Annotated in this window: 19 protein-coding genes; 16 read left to right on the plus strand and 3 right to left on the minus strand. The window is 40.1% G+C overall.

Annotation, left to right across the window (positions count from 1 at the left end; all coding sequences use genetic code 11):
* Positions 1–895 precede the first annotated feature (895 nt).
* The 9 genes from MKY16_RS03065 to MKY16_RS03105 all read left to right on the plus strand — a co-directional run bounded on the left by MKY16_RS03065 (position 896) and on the right by MKY16_RS03105 (position 10,091).
* Entirely contained in the window at positions 896–1,666 is a 771-nt protein-coding gene (locus tag MKY16_RS03065; RefSeq protein ID WP_340954051.1) for an SDR family NAD(P)-dependent oxidoreductase, read from the plus strand.
* A gap of 243 nt (positions 1,667–1,909) precedes the next feature.
* Complete coding sequence (gene trxA / locus MKY16_RS03070; RefSeq protein ID WP_340954053.1) at positions 1,910–2,230, plus strand: thioredoxin; 321 nt, start codon at positions 1,910–1,912, stop codon at positions 2,228–2,230.
* An 80-nt stretch (positions 2,231–2,310) separates the two neighbouring features.
* Positions 2,311–2,964: an ArsR/SmtB family transcription factor gene (locus tag MKY16_RS03075; protein ID WP_340954055.1), complete on the plus strand. Its 654-nt coding sequence runs from the start codon at positions 2,311–2,313 to the stop codon at positions 2,962–2,964.
* A 555-nt stretch (positions 2,965–3,519) separates the two neighbouring features.
* A complete protein-coding gene (locus tag MKY16_RS03080) occupies positions 3,520–5,016 on the plus strand; it encodes an MFS transporter (protein WP_340954057.1) in 1,497 nt (498 codons plus the stop codon).
* A 253-nt stretch (positions 5,017–5,269) separates the two neighbouring features.
* Entirely contained in the window at positions 5,270–5,692 is a 423-nt protein-coding gene (locus MKY16_RS03085) for a thioredoxin family protein (protein ID WP_340957543.1), read from the plus strand.
* 248 nt (positions 5,693–5,940) lie between these two features.
* Complete coding sequence (locus MKY16_RS03090; protein ID WP_340954058.1) at positions 5,941–7,032, plus strand: flavin monoamine oxidase family protein; 1,092 nt, start codon at positions 5,941–5,943, stop codon at positions 7,030–7,032.
* Between the two features lie 164 nt (positions 7,033–7,196).
* Positions 7,197–8,159: an alcohol dehydrogenase catalytic domain-containing protein gene (locus MKY16_RS03095; protein ID WP_340954059.1), complete on the plus strand. Its 963-nt coding sequence runs from the start codon at positions 7,197–7,199 to the stop codon at positions 8,157–8,159.
* A gap of 478 nt (positions 8,160–8,637) precedes the next feature.
* Entirely contained in the window at positions 8,638–9,408 is a 771-nt protein-coding gene (locus MKY16_RS03100; RefSeq protein WP_340954060.1) for an SDR family NAD(P)-dependent oxidoreductase, read from the plus strand.
* Between the two features lie 104 nt (positions 9,409–9,512).
* A complete protein-coding gene (locus MKY16_RS03105; protein WP_340954062.1) occupies positions 9,513–10,091 on the plus strand; it encodes a TetR/AcrR family transcriptional regulator in 579 nt (192 codons plus the stop codon).
* 379 nt (positions 10,092–10,470) lie between these two features.
* Here the strand turns inward: MKY16_RS03105 and MKY16_RS03110 are convergent, their stop codons facing one another.
* Entirely contained in the window at positions 10,471–11,139 is a 669-nt protein-coding gene (locus MKY16_RS03110) for an ArsR/SmtB family transcription factor (RefSeq protein ID WP_340954064.1), read from the minus strand.
* A 446-nt stretch (positions 11,140–11,585) separates the two neighbouring features.
* On the opposite strand from MKY16_RS03110, the gene MKY16_RS03115 reads away from it, so the two are divergent.
* The 7 genes from MKY16_RS03115 (at position 11,586) to MKY16_RS03145 (ending at position 16,205) form a co-directional block, all read left to right on the plus strand.
* Positions 11,586–11,873: a hypothetical protein gene (locus MKY16_RS03115; protein WP_340954066.1), complete on the plus strand. Its 288-nt coding sequence runs from the start codon at positions 11,586–11,588 to the stop codon at positions 11,871–11,873.
* Between the two features lie 303 nt (positions 11,874–12,176).
* Positions 12,177–13,103 carry a thioredoxin-disulfide reductase gene (gene trxB / locus MKY16_RS03120; protein WP_340954068.1) on the plus strand — a complete coding sequence of 309 codons (927 nt, stop codon included), beginning with the start codon at positions 12,177–12,179 and terminating at the stop codon, positions 13,101–13,103.
* Positions 13,104–13,207: 104 nt separating this feature from the next.
* Entirely contained in the window at positions 13,208–13,696 is a 489-nt protein-coding gene (locus tag MKY16_RS03125) for an OsmC family protein (protein WP_340954070.1), read from the plus strand.
* Positions 13,697–13,722: 26 nt separating this feature from the next.
* Positions 13,723–14,064 carry a thioredoxin family protein gene (locus MKY16_RS03130; RefSeq protein WP_340954071.1) on the plus strand — a complete coding sequence of 114 codons (342 nt, stop codon included), beginning with the start codon at positions 13,723–13,725 and terminating at the stop codon, positions 14,062–14,064.
* A 285-nt stretch (positions 14,065–14,349) separates the two neighbouring features.
* On the plus strand, positions 14,350–14,688 hold the full coding sequence (gene ytxJ, locus MKY16_RS03135; RefSeq protein WP_340954072.1) for a bacillithiol system redox-active protein YtxJ: 339 nt from the start codon (positions 14,350–14,352) through the stop codon (positions 14,686–14,688).
* A 127-nt stretch (positions 14,689–14,815) separates the two neighbouring features.
* A complete protein-coding gene (locus MKY16_RS03140; RefSeq protein ID WP_340954073.1) occupies positions 14,816–15,379 on the plus strand; it encodes an OsmC family protein in 564 nt (187 codons plus the stop codon).
* A gap of 151 nt (positions 15,380–15,530) precedes the next feature.
* Positions 15,531–16,205 (plus strand): SDR family NAD(P)-dependent oxidoreductase, encoded by a 675-nt coding sequence (locus tag MKY16_RS03145; RefSeq protein WP_340954074.1) that lies wholly within the window; start codon positions 15,531–15,533, stop codon positions 16,203–16,205.
* Positions 16,206–16,366: 161 nt separating this feature from the next.
* Here the strand turns inward: MKY16_RS03145 and MKY16_RS03150 are convergent, their stop codons facing one another.
* Both MKY16_RS03150 and MKY16_RS03155 read right to left on the minus strand, forming a co-directional pair.
* Positions 16,367–17,242, minus strand: a complete 876-nt coding sequence (locus tag MKY16_RS03150; RefSeq protein WP_340954075.1) for a DMT family transporter — start codon at positions 17,240–17,242, stop codon at positions 16,367–16,369.
* Between the two features lie 15 nt (positions 17,243–17,257).
* Positions 17,258–18,037, minus strand: coding sequence for a PhzF family phenazine biosynthesis protein (locus tag MKY16_RS03155; RefSeq protein ID WP_340954076.1), 780 nt, complete (start codon positions 18,035–18,037; stop codon positions 17,258–17,260).
* Between the last annotated feature and the right edge of the window lie 81 nt (positions 18,038–18,118).

Genomic DNA, 18,118 nt, shown 5'->3' on the forward strand with positions numbered 1-18,118 from the left:
CATGAACAAATAATCCAAAGTGGAAATATTCAAGGAAAGCAAAATCACAGATGAGTTCCCACGTTGGGATTCGATTCTGTGATTTTGCTCTTGTTTCACGAGCGAACCCTAACTAGATAATGAATTCACAGGTTCATTATCTAGAATGATATTGAATTATGGGGACTATTATAAAATTACAACAAAAGTTACGGCTAGTAGCAGCCTAGCAGAAGACGAAATTCCTGGCCTAGAACCTGCTTCTACAAGCTGACACCATAGTTTAAATTTTCGGGATGAGTTGACCGCCTATGCAAGAAGTTGGATCGGTGCTACAACAATCTAGAAGAGGTGATAAGTCAAAGTGCGTTGCAACTAGATAATTTATCCATGGTTAGCTTAAAGGACAACAAGCCAAGTTCAATCTGATTCATGATGGTAGCACCTAGACCATGATAGTTTTGGACGCCTTTCTTGTGGTTTGCAGTTTAGGTCGGTTTTCGGGACTGTTTACAATGCCTGATAAGTCGGTCGAATTATCATTTTACTCACTTCTTCTCTGTTTTGAAACTAAATGTTTGGGTTTGGAAGATCGGTTCTACTTTCTCTGAAAGTAAATCGACAATATTATTTCAATCACGGACTTGGTACCATCCGAGATGAAGAGGCTTTAGTTTGTTAGCACCGAAAACGCATTAGGAATGGTGTTCAAGTGTAAAACAAGACCTCTCTATGGTGCTGGTCACGCAAAGTCTATCTTTCGATTAAAGAGGGGAATAAGGAAATGAAAATTGGTGAACTATAAGATAGGCCGTTTCTGATTTCTCTTTGAATACTTTGTTATAGAGGTACATCCTTAGTCAGTATTTTGAGCCAGATACTTATGAAAATTAATGAAAACGAGGAGATGCGTAAGATGAAATTTGAGAATAAAACGGTTATTGTCACTGGCGGAGGAACTGGAATCGGAAAAACGACAGCGCAAAGATTTTTTGAGGAAGGTGCCAATGTCGTCATTAATGGCCGCCGTGAAGAGGTTCTGAAACAAACCGCTTTAGAGATTGATCCATCAGGAAAAAAGGTATTGCCCGCTGTGGGTGACATCAGTCTGCCTGAAACTTCGAAAAAAATAGTCCAACTGGCCGTCGAATCTTTTGGCGGCATTGATGTACTGGTTAACAACACAGGGAAATTTAACCCGACTCCTTTTCTGGAGCATACACCAGAGGATTTACAATCTTATCTGGATACCATTGTGAAAGGGACGTTTTATCCCTCTCAAGCTGTCATTCCCGAATTGAAAAAAAGAGGGGGAGGAGCGATTGTTAATACGGGCTCGATGTGGGCGATCCAAGCAGTAGAAGCAACGCCGTCATCTGCTTACTCGGCCGCCATGGCAGGACGGCACGCCCTGACTCGAAATTTGGCGATTGAATTCGCTGGGGATCACATCCGAGTGAACGCTGTAGCACCTGCCGTTGTTGAAACACCGATTTATAACACCTTTATGAGTGAAGAAGAAGTGGCTAAAGTGCTTCCTGGGTTTAACGCCTTTCATCCGATCGGACGGAATGGCACCCCTCTGGATGTAGCAGAAGCCATACTATTTCTTGCCAGTGACTCGGCTTCATGGATTACAGGAATTGTCATGCCATTAGATGGCGGAGTTACAGCTCGTTTGAGATGAGTATACTCAGGGCTCAATCAAATGTTTGTAACTACACATTAAAAAAGAAGTCGCAGAAGTGCCTCCGAGCTTTAATGTGCCCCCAAACCGTATTTCATCAAAAAACTTTAAAGTAATGAAAGTTAGTGAATGATGGGAAAATACAACTTGACGGGACATTTTTATTATACTATAATTCAATCAATCAATTGAACATTTGATTGATTTTAAAGTATTTTAAAAATTTAAGGGAGGTCTTTCTTTATGGGAGCAATAACATTAACGAAAGAAACATTTCATAATCAAATTCAGTCGGGAGTAACTTTGGTCGATTTCTGGGCTCCTTGGTGTGGTCCATGTAAAATCCAGCTTCCGATTGTAGAGGAATTAGCTGATGAGCTAAAGGGACAAGCAACACTGGCAAAAGTCAATGTCGACGAAGAGGCAGAACTGGCCTCGCAATTTGGTATCAGAAGTATCCCTACTCTTCTTTTGTTTAAAGAGGGTAAACTAGCTGATACGATGGTGGGAATTAACCAAAAGCACATACTAAAAGAAAAAATTGAAAATCTGGCAAGCAAGTAACACCAATAAAATAGATTAAAATCGGCAATGCTTTAACTGAGTAGTTGCCGATTTTTAATAGGACTTGAAAGGAGGTTTGTATGATGCACTCGCAATCAGAAACGTCCATTAAAGAAAGATTATATCAGCAATATGCCCGTATCGGAAAATGTTTGTCCAGTGACAAGCGGCTCGAGCTTTTGGATTTACTTTCCAACGGCCCTAAATCTGTTGAGCTTTTAGCCCAACATACGGGTATGAGTGTTGCCAACGTATCACGGCATCTTCAAATCTTGTTGGATTCGCGCCTGGTGAAATTCAGAAAAGAAGGGACCTACGCGATTTATAGTCTAGAAGATCCTGTAGTGACCGAGTTTTTAGTTGTCTTATGGAAGCTCTGTGAGAATCGGCTTTCCGATATACCTCGTATTAAAGAAGACCTGCTTCATCAATATGAAGGTATTCAGACGATTGCAAAAGAAGAATTGATCAAAAGAATGGCTTCAAACTCGATCGTTGTTTTGGATATCCGTCCTAATGACGAGTATGAGGCAGCGCATATAAAAGGTTCAATATCGGTACCGATGGAAGAACTCGATGCATACCTTCAAACGCTGCCTAAGCAAATAGAACTTGCAGTGTACTGTAGAGGTCCCTATTGCGTGAATACAACGGAAGCTGTGGAACATATAAAGAAGAAAGGATTTACTGCTTATAGGATTGATGAAGGGGTACAGGAGTGGAATTTGAATTAAATATTATTTGTGATGAACTAATTCAAAAAAGGTACTGGCTACAATATGAACAATCATTACCGATTCTTTTGAAGAACTAAATTTAAGGGAATTTTGAACACTTCGCCCATCTCAATAGGGATTGATATATTAATAGAATCACTTAACCTTGCTTGACATATGGAATACCTAACACTATAATTCAATTATTCAATTGAATATTTCTATATATTAAAAAAATAAAACATGAACAAGTCGATGATTTGATTGAAGGAATAGGTTCTGAGGACTGACGCAGCTATTTTTCTGTCTATTGCAAATATAAATCTACTCGTCATTAAAGATAGAGAACCTGAGCAGGCGATTAACCACAACGACGGAAATTAGAACTCGAATAGATGGACAACATGCAAAACAGACCGAATGCATAAACTTCCCTCTATCTTCAATATGAAGTGTTTTTTCAGAGATTCGTGAAATTTGGGATCAGCTTAACTTTGTTTCAACATAAAGGTGGAAATTATGGATGTGATGATAGAAAGTTGACATCCACAACGGAGAAAAGGAAGTGAAATAATGTCAAATCAAAAATATAGAATTGATAAATCCATTATCAATGAAGAAAGGCAAATTAATCGTTCTGAACATTCTAATGAGACGCAAGAACATGGAACGATATGGAGCGTTAGGACATGGATACTCCTTTTGGTCGTATCTAGTGCACTTTTCCTTGACGGAATCGACCTATCGATGGTCAACATTGCTCTGCCCTCCATCGGAAGTGAACTACACCTTTCAACGGGAACACTACAATGGATTGTTAATGCGTATATCTTGGGTTACGGAGGATTTCTTCTCCTGGGCGGACGAGTTTCAGACTTAATCGGACGTCGCCAAGTTTTTCTCATCGCTGTTGCTGTATTTGGGTTAGCCTCGATCGTTAGTGCATTAATGAGCAACGAGATGACACTCATCGCTTTGCGACTCGTAAAGGGGATAGCAGCAGGATTCACGGTACCTGCGGGAATGTCGATTGTTAGCACAACGTTTGCCGAGGGACCCGCCAGAATGAAAGCACTAAGTATTTATTCGATTTTCGGAACAACCGGTTTTGCACTAGGCCTTGTACTCGGGGGTGTTCTCACTGAACTCGGCTGGCGTATTACTTTATTTGCTCCTGGGCCACTTGCTATCATCATTTTCCTTTTAGGATTGCGATTGATTCCACGTTCAACACGGGAACGTGTCACTTTTAAGCAATTTGATCTTTGGGGAGCACTTACTATTACAGGATCTTTACTGCTATTAGTATACGCCCTCGTTGAAGCTCCAATTCAAGGTTGGACGAGCTTTTGGACGATTGCATTACTTGTCGCAAGCGTAGCCCTGATGGTGGCCTTCGTTCTGGTAGAACGAAAACATCCTCACCCCCTCGTCCGGATTGGCATTTTACGGTCAGCAACACTTCGCAACGCGAATTTGGCGGCGATGACCTTGCTTGGTAGCTTTATGGCATTTCAGTTCATCGTGACCATTTACCTCCAAGATTCGCTGCGGTGGGCGCCGCTGTGGGTAGCTTTGGCCTTTCTGCCATCAAGCCTATTCCAGGTCGTTTTTGGTCCTCGAATCGATAAAGTAATGAAACGTCTTGGAACCGTCGTTGCGATACTGATTGGTCTGACATCGGTTTCCGTAGGTTATCTCCTGTTCTTCCGAGTTGATCCGTCGTTACCGTACTGGAACTTCCTTCTCCCAACGATGATCTTAATTGGTATTGGATTCGTTTTGGCCTTCCCTGCGGTGAACGTGCAAGGTACATTCGGGGTAGCCCCACAAGAACAAGGTCTTGCTTCTGGTCTAGTTAACACCAGCTTGCAAATTGGCGGAGCGGTTTCCTTAGCTATTATTACAGCTGTTCTTAACAGTTCGAATGAATCTACTCAGCAGAATCAACTACTGCCTAACATGCATACCGCAATGGCCATTGTTGCAGGCTTGGCATTACTGGGTGTGTTAGCAACGTTAATCCACCTGTTGAACTCATCGAGAGAAAATAAAAAAGAAATAAAATAAAACGAATTTGTGAATGTAATACTACACACCATTTTAAGGCGTCTGTATCGATTTAGGCAAACAGACATTTGGTTAAAAATTTTAAAACAAATCTATTTTGTTATTATTTGATATGTAGGAGAAAAACGACGGTTTTAATTGGACAAACCGTCGTTTTTTAAAATAATTTTCTTGATTGGATATAGTAGCATTATCGAATAGAGAAACCGCAATTTGCTTGGGTCGTCGTGTGACAGGACGGAATAGATCTGTGATGAAATCCATTATTTCTATAGGAAAAAAAGCTTTTGAATTAAATATGGATCGAATTCCACATACAGCAAGGGGATTAGAGATGAAGGATGTCCAAGAAATAACTTCAACGAAAGAAATAGATACGTTTATTCAAAGTAATCGATTAAGCATGTTATATGTATCGCAGGAGGAATGTAATGTATGCCATGCGATTTATCCCAAACTAAAAGAATTACTCAGTAATTATCCAGAAATAAAGCTTGCGCACATTAATGCCACCCAGGTAGAAGAGGTTACAGGTAAATTGTTGACTTTTACAGTTCCCACGATCATGTTGTTTTTTGATCAGAAGGAACATCTCCGCGAAGGACGATTTGTTCAATTTGAACAATTAGAAATAAGATTACAACAACTTTGCAATGCAATAAAACAAAATGATTAAAATAAAACGAATTTTAAATATACATCTCCTAAATTGGAATCATTTGCTTTCAGATTCTCTTTAGTAAAGATGCTATAGATATGATGATTTCCTTCAAAATTTCTTCTATCAAATATTAGAGAAAAAGAAGATCCACACTTGACTTAAAAAGCATAACGACCTAATATTCAATTGTTCAATATAATATTTGAAAAAAGTTTTGATACTCAACATGAACTTAAAATTATCTACAGGAATGGAGAACAGAAATGGAAAATCCGGTGATTATTATTGGCGCTGGTTTAAGTGGTTTGCGAGCTGCCACTTTACTTACAGCACAAGGTATTGAATGTAAGATTTTAGATGCTAGAGATAGGATTGGTGGGAGAGTTTTAAATGCTTTTCATCCAGACAAACCTGAAATGGGGAAATTTGATCTAGGACCCACTTGGTTCTGGCCGAGATATGAGCATGCTATCGCCAATCTCGTTCAGGAGCTAAACCTCGAAACTTTCGATCAGCACACCGAGGGGGCTATGTTATTTGAGCGATACGAGAACCAAGCACCTGAACGCCATATCCTTCCTGCTCACTCAATGGAGAGATCATCACGGTTTACAGGAGGAGTGCAATCTTTAATTGACGCATTATATAGTAAGTTACCACCTGAAATCTTTGATTTGGAAACACGTGTAACGACAATTAAATTAAACGATCAAAACTCTATCACGATAAGTGCAGTACTTTCAGATGGAAAAACAAAAGAATTTATCGCTCGGGCTGTTATTTTAGCATTACCGCCTCGTATTGTTGCACGACATATTACTTTTATCCCTGCATTCTCTCCTGAAATGAACCTAAACCTTATCAACAAACCAACCTGGATGGCAGGGCAAGCCAAAGCTATAGCTGTCTATGATGAGCCTTTTTGGAGAAAAGATGGACTTTCAGGTTTCGTATCGAGTTGGGTAGGCCCTTTGCAAGAAATTCATGATGCTTCTCCCCTTACAGGTTCAGGTGCATTATTTGGTTTCTTTGGTATGCCCTCGAAAGTCCGTCATCATTTAGGGGAAAAGCAGGTTTTAGAGCAGGTTAAAGAACAATTAATTAGGCTTTTTGGCTCTTCGGCAGAAAAAGTAAGGACTATTTTATACAAGGATTGGTCTGTGGACTCTGATACGGCTATATATGAGGATAGTATTCCACTTCAAGACTTCCCGAATTATGGAGAAATACCTGTAGTTGGTGAATGGAAAAACAATATTGTATTCGCTGGAACAGAAACAAGTACTGAGTTTGGTGGACATCTAGAGGGTGCTCTTCAGTCAGCTGAACTTGCAGTCTTAAAAATTATCAATTAAAGAATAAATTAGATGTTCTCAATAAACAATGAATTTCACATTCGTTATCAGGACATAGTAATAAAAAAACATTTATTCAATTATACAATTAAATAATTGAATAAATGTTTTATTTGTTTTATACTAATGAAGTTCCGACATTTTAAATTATAGGGGGTCTATTCATGAAGATGATGAGAGCTATGCAAGTACCGGCTAAAGGGGAAAAAATGAAACTGGTTGAGATTCCAGTTCCGCAACCTGCAGAAGGACAAGTGCTGATTCGTGTTGAGGCTTGTGGTGTATGTAACGGAGATTCGATGGCCATTGGAGGCGCTGCCTCGGAGTATCCTCGGATTCCTGGACATGAAGTGGTTGGAATCGTTGATGCGCTTGGAGCAGGTTCATCAAAGTGGAAGGTTGGAGAGCGTGTCGGGATTGGGTGGCATGGAGGACATAGCCATGTAACTGGATTAACAATTGACGGTGGTTATGCTGAATACATGGTCGCTTATGAGGATAATTTGTCCAGTATTCCAAGTGAAGTTTCGTCGATGGAAGCTGCTCCACTAATGTGTGCTGGGGAAACGACTTTTAGCGCTATCAAAAATAGTAAAGCTCGGCCTGGTGATCTGGTAGCTATTCAGGGAATTGGCGGTCTAGGTCACCTTGCTGTTCAGTATGCAAACAAAGCTGGATATCGTACCGTTGCCATATCCCGGGGAAGTGATAAAGAAACGCTTGTACGTCAACTTGGGGCACATCTGTACATTGATTCTGAAAAAGAAGATCCCGCTGCGGTTTTACAAGCTTTGGGAGGAGCCAAAGTCATTCTGGCTACAGCACCAAACGCTAAAGCCATTTCTTCACTGATAAACGGACTGGGTCAAGACAGTGAATTAATCATAGTAGCCGGTTCGGGCGACCAATTGGAATTGTCGGCAATGGACTTCTTGAAAGGTCCCAATACAGTAAGAGGTTCTTTTACAGGCGGAGCGAAAGAAATTCAAGCAACGATTAATTTCAGTGTTCTTACAGATATTCGCCCCATGATTGAAACATTTCCTTTAGAGCGTGCTGATGAAGCATACGATAAAATGATGTCAGCATCGACAAGATTTCGTGCTGTTTTGAATATTTCTGAATGATATAACTATGATGACCAGAGCATAATTTTGATTCCTTTTTGGTCTCCGTGATCATTAATAAATCACAGAATTCGTCCCCGTTAACTAATAAAATAAGCTCAAAACCGGCAATACCTATCGCATGGTGTAGCCGGTTTTGTAGTTATGAAATGAACATGCAATATTACGTAGTTGGATTCAATTACATTCTACAGGATGAGTCTTCACTTTTATCGATAGCGATCTTACCCTTAGTAAGGGACTCTATTGAACAAGAAGCTACTATAGAATAAAAAATACACTTGACTATCTACCTACTAGAAGGTAGAATTAAATCAATCCAGTGAGGTTCTTCTGGACTTGAAAATGATTTTAAGCTGTTTTTAATTCTGGGACTCAGAGTAGGTGGAAAAATAACAATTATTATCACAGGTGGCGGAAAAGACAAGACGAAGCTTTGAAGGATTTAAAATAACATGGATGAAGGAGATGTAACACAATGAAATTTGAAAATAAAACAGTAATCGTCACTGGCGGAGGAACCGGTATTGGTAAGAAAACAGCACAACGATTTTTTGAAGAAGGTGCAAATGTGATCATCAACGGTCGTCGACAAGATGTATTGACGCAAACAGCTTTGGAGATTGACCCTTCAGGTAAGCGAGTACTGGCCGTATCCGGTGATATCAGTCTGCCCGAAACCTCGAAGAAACTGGTTCAAACCGCTGTGGATGCATTTGGTGGAATTGATGTCCTCGTGAATAACACAGGTAAATTTGTTCCAACTCCTGTGCTTGAGCATACACCTGAAGATTTGCAATCCTATTTGGATACGATCGTGAAGGGAACATTCTATCCATCTCAAGCCGTCATTCCGGAAATGAAGAAAAGAGGAGGAGGCGCCATCGTAAACACAGGTTCGATGTGGGCAATCCAAGCGGTTGAGTCAACGCCTTCTTCTGCTTATTCTGCTGCGATGGCAGGACGCCACGCTTTAACTCGCAACTTGGCTGTGGAACTCGCGGGTGATCAAATTCGGGTGAATGCTGTAGCACCTGCTGTAGTTGAAACACCGATTTACAACAGCTTTATGACGGAAAAAGAGGTTGCTGAAGTGCTGCCAACCTTTAATGCGTTCCATCCTATTGGACGTAACGGAACTCCGGGAGACGTTGCTGAAGCTATTCTCTTCCTTGCCAGTGACTCTGCTTCATGGATTACAGGTATTGTCATGCCGTTAGATGGCGGAGTTACAGCTCGCTTGAGATAAGTGGTTTCTTATGGGTCAATCACATCATGTGGTTGACCCTTTCTTAAACAGTAAAAGGAGGTAGCTGCCTTGACAGTATACTTACTGAATGGTAGATTGCTTTTATGAATACAAAAAAAAACACATTGCAAGAGATTATGGATGTAGGGCTTACATTAGTCCAGGAACGGGGCTATAACGGTTTTAGCTATGCAGATATCGCGGAGGCTATAGGTATTCGCAAAGCAAGCATCCATTATCACTTTCCTTCCAAACAAGATTTAGTGCAAGCCGTCCTTCTCCGATATCGCAAAGATTTTGTGGGTAGGCTTCAGGAAGTTACTGATCAAACGCTTAGTTCAATGAAAAAAATTCAACTTTTTTTTGGTCTATATCGCGAAACGTTGGAGAATAACACCAAGCTTTGTTTATGTTCAATGATGGCAGCAGAATTAAATTCTTTTCCACTGGAGATCCGCGAGGAGCTTAATTTATTTTTTGATGCAAATACGGCTTGGCTGGAACATGTGCTTGATCAAGGAAAAAAATCTGGAGAATTCACTTTTTCTAATGAGGCTCTTGAACAGGCCCAAACGCTTATTGCATTTGTTCAAGGTGCACAGTTATTATCTAGATCCTCTGGTGAAATTGGGTATTACGACTCGCTTGTTACTAATTATATGTCGATTCTGCGCCCAGTTTAATCTTTTACTCAACGAATATAACTTAACCTCATACGATACTATTCAGTGGTAGCGTAAGTTAGGGATCGTATCAAACACATGACGTATCCTAATTGCTTCCGTTCTAGCATTTCGAGGGCTACAACGAGGGTTAATGAATGGCTTAAGGCTCATCAACGTATCTACCGCAGCTTCACCAAAAAGAGTCATTCGACGTGTAAGCAGCTATGAATGATATTCTGTTAGAGGTTATTTTACGTTTAAGAATAATTGTCTTACATAAAAAAGACTTCAAAGCCCCTTAGTAATGGGTCTCGAAGTCTTTTTTATTACCTAATTGGAAAGTTGAGATTGTCTGAATGGGATAATTTTAGATTCAAATTAGTACCTAGAAATCAGTTTAATGCACTTGAAAATGTTCCTGCCACTCATTTAAGCCTTCCTCCATGCGATAAGCAGTGAACCCCTCCGATTGTAATTTTTGTGCTGCCAGGGCTGAATATACGCATAAAGGACCTCTGCAATATGCGATAATTTCCGCGTCTTTGGGCAACTCGCGCATCAACACATCCAACTCTTCCATCGGCAGCGAAATTGCTCCCGCAATATGCTCCCTTTCATACTCTTCTTTCGGACGCAAATCCACCAGAATCAAGGAAGAACTATTAAGTTTGTCCATAACCTCATCCATTGTAAGCGTCTGGACGTCATCAAGGTTGTTTAAGAAATCATCTTTCATCCTACTGATATCCGGAAGTTGCTTCTCACTGATCCGCCATAAGGACGAAAGAAATCCTGTAATTTCAGGATCAGCCAATGAGTAAATGACGTAAGTTCCTTTTTTCGTGAATTTAACAAGTTTTGCATCGAGTAGAATTTGAAGATGGCGAGATACATTTGCAATATTCATATCTGTGCAAGTGGCTATTTTTTCTACTGTTTTAGAACCATTGGATAACACATTCAAAATTTCAAGACGCTTGTCACTGGATAAACATTTTCCGATTCTGGCTAATTGTTTATATAAATCTTCCTTGAAAATTTTTGCAGAGTTCAGCATTTCCTCCATTATGATCAACCTCAATTCTTTTTCAAATTTAAAGAAAGGAATTCCTATGTTAACTATACCCTCTAAATCGATTTAAACAATGATTCATAACTGTTAAACATGAGTAGGAATTCTATTTTAGCGTTTTCCGAAAGCAATGTGTTCAATGATATTATCTAACTTCCATATTCAAAAGTTGACTTTGCTCCTCAAAAAAAGAAGTGTTAAGTCATTCAATTGATTAATAGAATTTTAACATGTACCTCAGTATAGTCAAGTAGAAATAATGTAATTTGATCAAATTACTAGGAATGAAATAGTTGACAAAATTATGAACATAGCCATCTGCTAGAGATTAAAATATCAGATATTGACTTGACGACTAGAAGTTTATTGTATAAGATTCAATTGATTGATTGATCATTTGATTTATTGATCATATAAAAAAAACTGGAGGTACAAATCCTATGCAAAAAGCTTATCTTCAAATTACATTGAAAGTGAATGTATCCGAACGCGAGGCAGCAGCTAATGTTTATACAACCTTTAAAGAGCCTTTTCTTTCAAAGATCGCTGGTGCTTTGTCAAAAGAATTACTAGTACGTGAGGAAGACGTTCAAGTTCTGCACGGCTTCAGTAGTGAATCTGACGCTAAAGCCTATCTGGAAAGTGATCTATTCAACAAGGATGTTGTCGTTGGTCTGAAAGATTTGCTTCAAGCTGACCCCGAAATTCGTATTTATAGCGCATTCTAAGAATGGTCAATATTGTTTGAAAAATGCAATTTAACCCATATGAAAAATCAATTCTCTTGTAAAAGCCGACACTGCAATATTGCTTTGTCGGCTTTTTCTCAAATTTATGTATGTTAGTTAGTCTTCCACATTTCTAATCTATACCCTCCCGAGCTAAAGTCTTTCTCAAGATCATTTCAAATAAATGTATAGACATATTACTAAACTTTAACTGACGTGTTGACGAAAAGATAATACAATGATACAATTCAATTATTCAATTGAATATTAAATGAAATACCATAAACTTTGGAGGGGTAGAGAATGTATAAATCCGTAATTGTTGGAACTGGTCCAGCCGGGCTAACTGCAGCGATCTACCTGGCTCGTGCAAATATGAGTCCTCTCGTTATTGAAGGACCTGAACCAGGTGGACAGCTTACAACTACAACCGAAATCGAAAATTACCCAGGATTTCCTGAAGGCATCATGGGCCCTGAATTAATGGATAACATGCGGAAACAAGCAGAGCGTTTTGGAGCTACATTTTTAACCGGTTGGGTAGAAATAGTAGATCTTGAGAAACGGCCGTTTAGATTACAAGTGCAAGGCAAAGGTGAGGTTGTTACTGAAACGTTGATCATCTCTACCGGTGCTAGCGCGAAATATTTAGGCATACCTGGAGAAGCGGATAACGTAGGGCGTGGAGTGAGCACTTGTGCTACGTGTGATGGATTTTTCTTTCGGAATAAGGAGCTGATTGTGGTGGGAGGTGGTGATACTGCGTTGGAAGAAGCAAGCTTCTTAACGCGATTTGCCTCTAAAGTGACTGTTGTCCATCGTCGAGAGGAATTGAGAGCCTCAAAAATAATGCAAGATCGCGCACGCTCGAACCCTAAAATTGAGTGGGCGTTTAACAAGACACCCCTCGAAGTTGTTGCAGAACCAAATGGCGTAACAGGATTAAAAGTCCAAAACAATATCTCGGGCGAAGAGGAAATCCTGCCTGCACATGGTGTTTTTGTAGCTATTGGCCACCATCCGAATACTGAATTTTTGAATAATCAAATTGAAACGGATGAAAACGGCTATATTGTAACAGTACCGGGTACATCCATGACAAACATCTCAGGTGTATTTGCTTGTGGAGATGTACAGGATCATCGCTATCGTCAAGCTATTACTGCTGCTGGAAGTGGGGCCATGGCAGCCATGGATAGCGAAAAGTTCATCGATTCTTTGGAACAATAATCACTTGAGGTATTCCAGAAGTAAAACGAATGTATCAAAGTTTCAAGCAGTTGCGTTTAAGCAGCTATAGTATAAAATAACATATTCAAAAGGAGTAGATTTAAATGGCAGATCAAAAAATTAATATGAATACGGTTTGGTACAAAGATGCAAAAGGCGATGGTCGTATAAAAAGTGACAAATTACAAACCCAAATTGCTATCCCTGCACCTAAAGGAGGAAGTGGAGAAGGGGCTGAACCCCAGCAACTCCTCATGTCCTCAGCTGTCGCTTGTTATACGATGACACTGGCATACATGCTCGATCGCAAGAAAGTACCCGTTACCGGACTCTTTATGGATACCGAGGGCAATATAACGAAAGGCGATCATCTAAGTATCACACATCGTCCGCACGTTGTGTTATCCTCGGGATCCTCCAATGAGGATATCACTATGGCAGAAGCCTTGATTCTACAAGCTGAAAAAGACTGCCATATCGGTCAATTGCTTATAAAAGCAGGGGTTCCTGTTGATACCGAGGGGAAAGTAACGATTGACTCCGGAGATGATGTGACAAGCAACTATATTGAAGAACACCAATTACAATGGTAAATCATTTTTGAAGAGGAGCAAAGAACATGAAAAAAATTTCATCGAAATCTGAGTTTGATGCAGCAATTAACTCTTCAAAACTCACGGTCGCTGTTTTTAAAGCAGACTGGTGTGGTGACTGCAAGTTTATTGATCCATTCATGCCTGAAGTGGAAGATAAATTTGCAAATGATTTGAATCTGGTCGAGGTGGATGTTGATCATGTAGGCACTGTCAGTGAAGAACAAAACATTATGGGTATTCCAAGCTTTGTCGCCTTCGCTGGCGGTGAAGAGCTTACCCGTTATGTCAATAAGATGCGTAAATCTCAGGAAGAAATCGAGCAATTTCTGCAACATGCAGTTGAAATAGGGAATATACGTTCTTGATAAACGGTGAGCTATGCTATCATATCATCTCTTAACAGCGAATCCTAGAGTGGAAGGAACAGATCATGTTGTAGGATAAGAATAAAACCGCTTCGTAAGCCGCCTGAATGGCGGCTTTTTCACCAAAACAATCTAGGAACATGGTTCATAGGATTCCGTTCTCTTCTCACGTAAAAAAGTGCTTGACTGAATTAATGAACTAATTTATTATTCAAATTATCAATTGAATAATTTTCATGGCATATACAACTAATAGTACATTTATTTGGAAGGAGGTAACTGAAGATGGAATGGAGAGAAGTTACGACTTTGGAGGATTGGGCTACTATTTTTGAAGAATCCATGGAACGAGGTCAAGTTGTTTTAAAGCACAGTACATCTTGTCCCGTCAGCGCAAATGCCCTTAAGGAATTTGAACAATATCTGAAAGAGATGCCTAATCGCAAAACGGACTACTTTCTTGTGAAAGTGATCGAGTCCCGTCCTATATCGAATAAGATTGCAGAAGATTTAAACGTTAAACATGAATCCCCACAAATTATTTTAATAAAGGATAAAGCAAAATACTGGGCAACTTCACACTGGGCAGTCACAACTGAACATATAAGAGCGGTATTGGATTAAATTGATTTGATATCGAAGAAAGATGTTTTAATCCGAATTTAAGCATGATACAAAACTACCTTCTAGTAGGTAGTTTTGTATAGTCTATTGCTATTTATAAAAGGAAAGAAAGATGAGGAGATATCCAATGAACAACAATAATCTCGAAACTATTAACGGACTCAACATAGGCGCTCTGAAACAGTTTGCAGGAGCTGTAGAGCAGAATTCAAACGATGGGATAGCGAAATTTCAAGTGACAACGGAGTGGACTGGGGGGACAAAGTCAGCCACGTCCGTTAAGGAAATGAAGCTTGGTGAGCAACAGCTTGAGAGGGATTTTGAGATTTTAATCGATGAACCAGCTGAGTTATTAGGTGAGAACCAAGCTGCTAACCCACAAGAGTTTCTCATGGCAGCACTGAACGCTTGTATGATTGTTGGGTATGTTGCAGCAGCTTCTTTAGAGAATGTCCACTTGAAATCGTTGAGGATTGAAACGAAAGGACAATTGGATCTTCGCGGCTTCCTGGGTCTGGATGAGAATATTAAACCTGGATATGAAGAACTCCATTATAAAGTGGTTGTGAATGGCGACGGGACGCAAGAGCAATGGAATCGAATTCATGAAACCGTCTTACGTACATCTCCTAACCGCTGGAACATTGCCAATGCGATCCAACTGAACAGCGAATTTGTTGTTGAATCATAATTAGGATACTGGTTCCAGAGTTCCCGCCAAGCAGCATAGTATTCTGCTTGGCGAGAATCACGAAATAAGTTTCAATACTTTCGACTAGTCCATTTCACAAAAAAGTTGTATCACAAAGTGGACTACGTCTTAATAAGAGGAGAATGATTCAATGAAGACAATGGTTATAGTTGGTGCTGGGCCTGGTCTTGGTTTCTCACTGGCCAAGACTTTTGGGAAGCACGGGTTTCGTATTGCTCTGATTTCAAGAACACAGGAGAAGCTCGATCAATATGCTCAGCAGCTAAATCAGATGGGGATTGAAGCAAAGGGGTTTGCTGCCGATATCACAAACAAAATGCAGCTAACTAGTGCATTTCAACAAATTAAAAATAATTATGGTACAATAAATGTTTTAGAATTTAGTCCTCATAATGGAAATGCCTCTGTGACACCTGTGCTGGATACGACAGATGAGAGCGTTATTCAAATTTTCAATAATGTGGTCATCGGAGCCATCAACTCTGCAAGACAAGTCATTCCAGAAATGATTGAACGAGGTGAGGGTGCGCTTCTTTTCACAAGCGACCTTTCAGCCATGAGTCCAAGCGCCATGTTCGGAAATTCAGGGATAGCCATGTCTGGATTGAGAAACTACATCCTTACTTTGCACGAACGTTTGCTTCCTATGGGGGTATTTGTTGGTCATTTATCCATCAGTCCTTTGATCAAGAAGGGCACGGGTTTTGATCCAGACCAGGTAGCGGAGGCTTGGTACAATATATATGAGAAAAGAGCAGAAGCAGAAGAAACTTTCCCTAAGAGTATTATGCAAGTATTGAATTAAATTAATTTTTTTGAAGACCAATCTATTTTTCAAATAGGAATTCAGGAAATGTCGACATTTTAGGGTTTTATTGTTTTAACGAAAAAATCAAGTTCTTTTCCCTCCTCTGAGGACAAGAACTTGATTTTTTTTGTTACTATTAAGATGAACAATAATAAACATTATTTGATACTTGCCAAAACTGCACCCATGAGTGCAATGAGGCCACCTACAAAAGACATAAAGGACACATGTTCTCCGAGTAAAACAATACCTAGAATCACAGTCCACACGGGAAGTAGGTTAATAAAGGGGGCTGCTCTAGAAGCACCAATCAGTTTAACCCCTACATTCCAGGCAAAATAGGCTGCTACGGAAGCAAACGTGCTTACGTACAGAATGCACACCCATGCCGTAGAGTTCATGTGTATGGTATCAACATTTACGTTGCCTATACAGCTAATGGCACTAAATATGCTTCCATATACAGCAGCTCCAGCGGTTAGGGTCAGCGGGCCTGTAGACTCTCCATATTTCTTTCCTTGCACCGTGTAGAGACTCCAGGCCACACATGACAGAAGTATCATTATATCCCCTGTAACTGATGTGTCGCCGGCTGAGTTAGAGGCTTTACCTTGAAATAATATAATAATCCCGACAATCGATACCGCTGACCCAATCCATGCCAGAGGTTTAACTTTCTCTTTCAATATCAGAGGTGTGCAAATGAGAATAAGGATCGGAATAATCGCTGAAATCATACCCGCTCTGGAAGCACTAATCAACTTCAGTCCCTCATAATTAAGCGTAGAAAAAGCAAATATACCCAGAAATCCAAGTACAGAGAACTCTTTCCATTTCGAAAAGAGCGGAAGCTGTTGTTGTCTGAATTTCACCAATCCCCACAGAATGATAGCTGAAAGAAACCAGCGTATCGTATTAAGAAGTGTTGCTGGTAGAGTTGGACCAAGATATCGACCACAGATGTAATTTCCAGCCCAGAATAACGTGGCGGTAAACAGTAAGATTAGACCTTTATTTATATTAGATTGCATCATGTTTTCACAAGGTGGTTAATTGATTTGTAATTCAGCTATGGAGTACAGGACTGCCGTTCCGCTGATTTTCACTCTTTCTTTTTGCAGTTGGCAGTAAAGTATACCTCCACGTGAAGACCATTGCTTTGCTACCATTTCCTGCTTACCCAAGCGCTCTTCCCAGTATGGAATCAAGTTACAGTGTGCTGAACCGCAAACGGGATCTTCATTTACATTCAGCTTAGGGAAAAAGCTCCTAGATACAAAATCATAATTAGAGCCTTTAGCCGTTACCGTCACTCCTAACCCATCCGCTAAGCTCTTTAACTTGGAGAAGTCCGGTTTCAGGTCCCGAACCTGATCCTCAGTCTCCAGTACAAACATCAGATCTCTGCTTAGATATGTCTCCACTGGGGTAACGCCAAGAGCCTCTACCATATCAGGAGTTAATGTGGCCAACGCCGGCATCCGGCTTGGGAAGTCCATCTCATATAACTCGCCCTTTTTAATGACAGTCAATTCTCCGCCTAGACTGTGGAACGTAAAGTGCTCCGAACCAGGTTCATAAAAATTGGCTATGACATAAGCGGTAGCTAGGGTGGCATGACCACAAAGCTCAATTTCTTCTGCGGGCGTAAACCATCTTAGACGGTAATGATCTCCTTCTTTAACAGCAAAAGCAGTTTCGGAAAGGTTATTTTCTATTGCGATGTGCTGCATCAAGTCATTCGAAATCCAGTTCTCCATAATGCATACACCTGCAGGATTCCCCTCAAAAACCTTCTGTGCAAATGCATCTACGACATAATATTTCATCTTTTTTGCCCTCCCTGCTGATAGTTTGTTGACTGATATGCACCACTGTAACACTATATATTGTATGGCTACAATGTTAAA

The sequence above is a fragment of the Paenibacillus sp. FSL L8-0641 genome (assembly GCF_038006265.1).
Taxonomy (GTDB): domain Bacteria; phylum Bacillota; class Bacilli; order Paenibacillales; family Paenibacillaceae; genus Paenibacillus; species Paenibacillus polymyxa_D.